The following is a 5,405-nucleotide window of genomic DNA, read 5'->3' on the forward strand; positions in this document are numbered from 1 at the left end:
GGCGCTGGAGTCTGGACAATGAAAAACTGAACCTTTACGTTAAAGGTTCAGCTTCCGGTGTTTCAATGGACGTGACATGGGCCACTGATTTTGCATTGTTCGTTTTTCTCCACGCCATGGCAATCGACAGGGTCACTACCAATAAGCCAAGGCCGAGGATGAACGGATAGTTGATGTTTATATCAAACAAGAGACCTGCGGAAATCGGTCCAAGGACATTGCCAAGGCTCATATAAGCTGTGGCCATGCCCATCGCAAAGCCGATTTCGCCTACCGCCATTTTCGAAACGAGAATATTGAGCACCGGACGAAGGATGGCCATCGCGAGGAAAATCACCAACGATACACCGAAGAAAGCGCCGTAACTGCCGGCTGCAAGCGAAATCAGGAAACCGGTTGTGGCCAGGCCAAGAAATGCGATGAGCGTCTTGACTTCACCGAAACGGCGGACAAGGCGGTCGACCACGAAGAACTGGACGGTCACACTGACAATGCCGGTCGCGGTGATCATCATGGCGATATCGGCCGACGTCGAACCGTATTGCGTCGTCAAATACATGCCGATGACCGATTCATACGCTACGAGGCCGAAACTCATGATGAAAATGATCACCAATGGGATGAAATAAGGCATTCTGGTGGAACGGCCGATCTGTTCAAGCATCGACTCGTCCTTTGAAAACTCTTCCGCCTGCTTTTTGCTTTCTGCAGTCGGTTCAATTTCCTTCAGCATAATCAATGAAAAAATCATTGCGCTGAACGTCACCATAGCGGCGATCAAAAATGGCAGTTTCAGACTGATGTCGGCGAGAAAGCCGCCGAATCCAGGGCCGATGACAAGGCCAAGCGACATGGAAGCCGTCACAAGCGCGGTTCCTTTAGCGCGCTGGGCGGCAGTCGTGATGCCGGCGACATACGTGAAGACGCCCGGAATCAGGAAAGCGTCGCCGATTCCGCCGACGATACGCGATGCGTAGATGACCCAGATTGAATCGGTGGAGTAGAACATGAGCATCGAAATCGTCAGCAGCGCAAGTCCAAGAATAATGACTTTACGAGGGCCGTATTTATCGGCCCAGCTGCCTCCAAGAGGAGAAAACAGCAGCTGCGCCCCTGCGAAAATGGCGATCATCAGGCCGGCTGCCGTGCCGCCCTGGCCGATGGATAAAAGATAAGCGGGAAGGATGGGAACAACAATTCCAAAACTTGCTATAGCAATAAACATATTGAACATCAATATGGACATTTTTTTACGTTGAGTGGTAGACAATTAATAGATCCTTCTTTCAATATAAATTATTGTACAAACTCTACTCGTTTTGACAACTTTTCATATATTAGAGCAGGAATAGGTTGGTGTCAATAAAAAGAGAGCATATTTTTATCATGAAATCCATTCGAAATGTTATCGCATAAAAGGAATTTTCTAATAACTCCAGAACCTTTGAAGGGAAGGCTTTTCTAAAACCTTCGCTTCTCTAAATTATAGAAAAATACTTAAATTATGTTGCGAATTTGTGAATGAAGTGGAAAATCGTTGACAAAAATCAGGAATTTATTAAAGTGCCGACAATTGGGGTATAGGAGGAGCGAGCAGTATATATTCCTGTTAAGAAAGGTGAGGAGAACATGGACAAACGATTTGACCGCATCAAAGCGGAGCACTTGAAAGAACGGGTAGTCAGCGCGGAAGAGGCGGCTTCCTGGATACAGGACGGCATGACCCTGGGTCTTAGCGGCTTTACACAGGCAGGGGATGCCAAAGCGGTGCCGCTCGCACTCACGAAACGCGGCGAAACGGAAACGTTCAAAGTGAATGTCTATACAGGAGCATCTCTCGGCTCCAATATCGATACAGCTTTCGCGGAGACCGGCATCATCCACAAGCGGCTGCCGTTCCAGTCAGATCCGGTGATGCGCCGGAAAATCAATGAAGGAGATGTATTTTACACGGACCATCATCTATCGCATACAGCCGAATGGGTGCGGGACGGGGTTCTGACACCGATCGATTTCGCCATCATCGAAGCGATTTCGATCACGAAGGACGGCATGATCATCCCGACGACATCTGTCGGCAACTCTTCCATTTTCGCCCAGTATGCCAAAAACATCATCGTGGAAATCAATACGGAACAGCCGGAGCGGCTTTACCGGCTGCATGACATCTACGACACCGGCAAGCGTGAAGGGCGCGTGGCGATTCCCCTGACCCACGTGGCCGACCGCATCGGCACGACCGGCATCCCGGTGGATATGGAGAAAATACGGGGCATCGTCTTTACCGATCAGGTGGATACACCGTCGACCATCGTTCCGTCTGACAGCGAAACAGAAGCGATTGCTTCTTATCTGCTTGCACTGTTCCGCGCGGAAATAAAGGCGGGCAGGCTGACGGAAAAGCTTGCGCCGATCCAGTCGGGAGTCGGTTCGGTCGCCAATTCGGCGCTGCGCGGCCTGATCGATTCAGGATTCCATGACCTTGAAATGTATTCGGAAGTGCTGCAGGACGCCGTTTTCGATTTGATCGACGCTGATGTATTGCGTTTCGCTTCCGCTTCAGCGATTACGCTGTCGCCGGAAAAGATGAAGCAGGTCTATTCGAATTTTGCGGGGTATGAAGACAAAATTGTGCTGCGGCCGCAGGAAATCACGAACCATCCGGGCGTCATCCGCCGTCTCGGTTTGATAGCCGTCAATACAGCCCTGGAATTCGATATTTACGGCAACGTCAATTCGACACATGTATCCGGCACCAAAATGATGAACGGCATCGGGGGCTCAGGTGACTTTGCCCGCAATGCGCGGCTGTCGGTGTTTGTCACTAAAGCGACTGCGAAAGGCGGCAATATTTCGAGCGTCGTGCCATTTGTGTCGCATGTTGATCACACGGAACACGACGTTGATGTGCTCATCACGGAATTTGGCTATGCCGATCTCCGGGGTCTGGCACCGCGGGAACGCGCCGCGCTGATCATCGAAAATTGCGCCGATCCCGCTTACCGCGGGCAATTGCGCGCTTATTACGAAGAAGCGCTGAGCCGCGGCGGCCACACGCCGCACGTTCTCGAAAAAGCTTTTTCGTGGCATCAGCGCCTCGCGGAAACCGGCAGCATGCTGGAACAATAGGCGTTTTCCTCCTCCACCATGGCCGGCTGAAAATGTTATATAATGAAAAGATCAGCTCAAACAGGAGGATCCACATGGAAAAACTTACATTCGGTTCGCTGCTCGACGTCATCGGGGAATTGTTCTCCGATGAAATTTCCATCGCGGTATCGGATACGGAACAATATATTTATTACCGGCCGAGCAAGCGGGTCGATCTGAAAATCCAGGCAGTGGCATACGGCATTGGCCGAAAAAGGCACGATGCTGCAGGAGGAAGAGCAATTGGTGTAAAAAGTGACAACAGAATGTGAATCAAATCAAAAACCAGTTCCTTTCTATAATATAGAAGGAAACTGGTTTTATTTGTGTTATGGTGTCCAGACTCCGGGGCCCAGATCTTCGGGTCATTAGCCAAATCAGCTGCCGTGGCAAAGTACGCCGCTCTGCTGATCCATCTTAAGCCTTTCAGAGCTTAACGAGCGTCTTCGCTTTTCTTATTTATGCCCGTAAACCTCAGCAGTGCTGCGAGTATACAGCTCAATGATGTGGCCGAACGGGTCTTCGGCGTACACAAGGTAATGGGGCTTGCCTTTATTGATGTTCCAGATTTTGCTGCGCTGTCTGCCGCCGTGCTGTACGACTTTCTCGATCGATTCCACGATGTCATCGACAATGAGGCATATATGGAAGAAGCCTGCGCGCGGGGATGGTTTTTCATGGGCAAAATCAGGTTTCTGGAATTCGAACAATTCGATTCCAACACCGCTGTGGCTCATCAGATGTACGTTGCGCATTTTTTTGACCTCAGGCCCCTGCAGGTCCTGTGTCATGGAAAAGAGCTGTTCATTCTTTTCGTCGAAATCGTAGGGACCGGCAAGGATATAGAAACCGAAGACTTTCGTGTACCATTCGATGGCCTGGTCCAGATCAGGCACCGCAAGTCCGATATGTGTAACAGTTGAACTCATATGTAAAACCTCCTCTATTCATTCTGTTACCCGCCGTTAAAGGGTTTTAAGCCTGTCAAAAAGCAGACTTTTCTGTGTAATCAAAAATAGTTGTTGTCAACTGTAATTTTTAGTATTATAATAAGCAATTGTGAAATTCCGAAATGAGGGTCCTAAAAATGAAAAATTCCATCTATGGATTAACGATAGATCAACTAAAAGAATGGTTCCTGGAAAATGGACAGAAAAAGTACCGTGCCGAGCAGGTCTGGGACTGGTTATATATTAAACGCGTCACTCAATTCTCTGAAATGAATAACTTGAGCAAAGAGGTCATCCAATTATTGGAGGACAATTTTGCAATCCGCACGCTGGAAGAGGCAGTCAAGCAGGAATCTGCTGACGGCACGATCAAATTCCTTTTCCGCCTGCAGGACGGCAACCTGATTGAAACGGTGCTAATGCGCTTTAAATACGGAAACTCCGTCTGTGTAACGACACAGGTCGGCTGTAACATCGGCTGCAGTTTCTGCGCCAGCGGACTTCTGAAAAAGAGCCGCGATTTAAACGCGGGCGAAATCGTTGAACAGATCATGCAGGTGCAGGCTCATTTCGATGCACAGCAAAAAGACGAGCGCGTCAGCCATATCGTGGTCATGGGTATCGGCGAACCGTTCGATAACTACACGAACCTGATGGACTTCCTGCATGTTGTAAATTCTCAAAAAGGCCTTGCCATCGGCGCGCGCCACATCACCGTATCGACAAGCGGAATCGTTCCGAAAATCTATGATTATGCGGATGAAGGGCTGCAGGTCAACCTGGCCATTTCAATCCATGCACCGACGAACGAACTGCGTACACGCATCATGAAAATCAACAAAGCCTATCCAATTGAAAAATTGATGGCGGCCATCGATTATTACCTGGAAAAATCCAACCGCCGCATCACTTTCGAATACATCCTTCTTCGCGACGTCAACGACCATGTCGAAGAAGCGAACAAACTGGCAAAATTGCTTGAAGACAAGCGCCACCTTTCGTATGTCAACCTGATTCCGTATAACTCGGTCAGCGAACACGACCAGTATCAGCAAAGCACGCCGGAAGCGATTTCCGCTTTCTACGATGCATTGAAGAAAAAAGGCATCAACTGCGGCGTCCGCCACGAACAAGGCGCAGACATTGACGCAGCTTGCGGCCAGCTTCGCAGCAAGCAAATCAAAAAAGAGAAAAAAGAAGTCAGCGTATCATAAAACAGCAAAACAGCCCTCCGAATTTTCGGAGGGCTGTTTGCTTGTGGAGAAAGAAATATAGGAATCGATATTCCGCAAAACAGCTTCGCTT

General features: G+C 49.1%; 4 protein-coding genes and 1 pseudogene. 3 read left to right on the forward strand and 2 right to left on the reverse strand.

Going from position 1 to position 5,405, the window contains the following annotated elements:
- Positions 1-34: 34 nt before the first annotated feature.
- A complete protein-coding gene (locus tag KW93_RS12570) occupies positions 35-1,270 on the reverse strand; it encodes an MFS transporter (RefSeq protein WP_033543376.1) in 1,236 nt (411 codons plus the stop codon).
- Positions 1,271-1,629: 359 nt separating this feature from the next.
- Here KW93_RS12570 and KW93_RS12575 point away from each other — a divergent pair, with 359 nt between their 5' ends.
- Positions 1,630-3,129 carry a succinate CoA transferase gene (locus KW93_RS12575; protein WP_033543377.1) on the forward strand — a complete coding sequence of 500 codons (1,500 nt, stop codon included), beginning with the start codon at positions 1,630-1,632 and terminating at the stop codon, positions 3,127-3,129.
- Between the two features lie 74 nt (positions 3,130-3,203).
- A pseudogene (locus KW93_RS17175) lies at positions 3,204-3,335 on the forward strand (LytTR family transcriptional regulator); the annotation flags it as partial.
- 270 nt (positions 3,336-3,605) lie between these two features.
- Here KW93_RS17175 and KW93_RS12585 read toward each other — a convergent pair.
- A complete protein-coding gene (locus KW93_RS12585) occupies positions 3,606-4,079 on the reverse strand; it encodes a VOC family protein (protein WP_033543379.1) in 474 nt (157 codons plus the stop codon).
- 158 nt (positions 4,080-4,237) lie between these two features.
- Between KW93_RS12585 and rlmN the strand changes: the two genes are divergently transcribed.
- Positions 4,238-5,314 (forward strand): 23S rRNA (adenine(2503)-C(2))-methyltransferase RlmN, encoded by a 1,077-nt coding sequence (gene rlmN, locus KW93_RS12590; protein ID WP_033543380.1) that lies wholly within the window; start codon positions 4,238-4,240, stop codon positions 5,312-5,314.
- The last annotated feature ends 91 nt before the right edge of the window (positions 5,315-5,405 follow it).

The sequence above is a fragment of the Planococcus sp. CAU13 genome, assembly GCF_000775575.1.
Taxonomy (GTDB): domain Bacteria; phylum Bacillota; class Bacilli; order Bacillales_A; family Planococcaceae; genus Planococcus.

Coding starts and splice junctions, on each gene's coding strand:
- KW93_RS12575 (WP_033543377.1), top strand. CDS start 1,630: ATGGACAAACGATTTGACCGCATCAAAGCGGAGCACTTGAAAGAACGG.
- KW93_RS12585 (WP_033543379.1), bottom strand. CDS start 4,079: ATGAGTTCAACTGTTACACATATCGGACTTGCGGTGCCTGATCTGGAC.
- rlmN (WP_033543380.1), top strand. CDS start 4,238: ATGAAAAATTCCATCTATGGATTAACGATAGATCAACTAAAAGAATGG.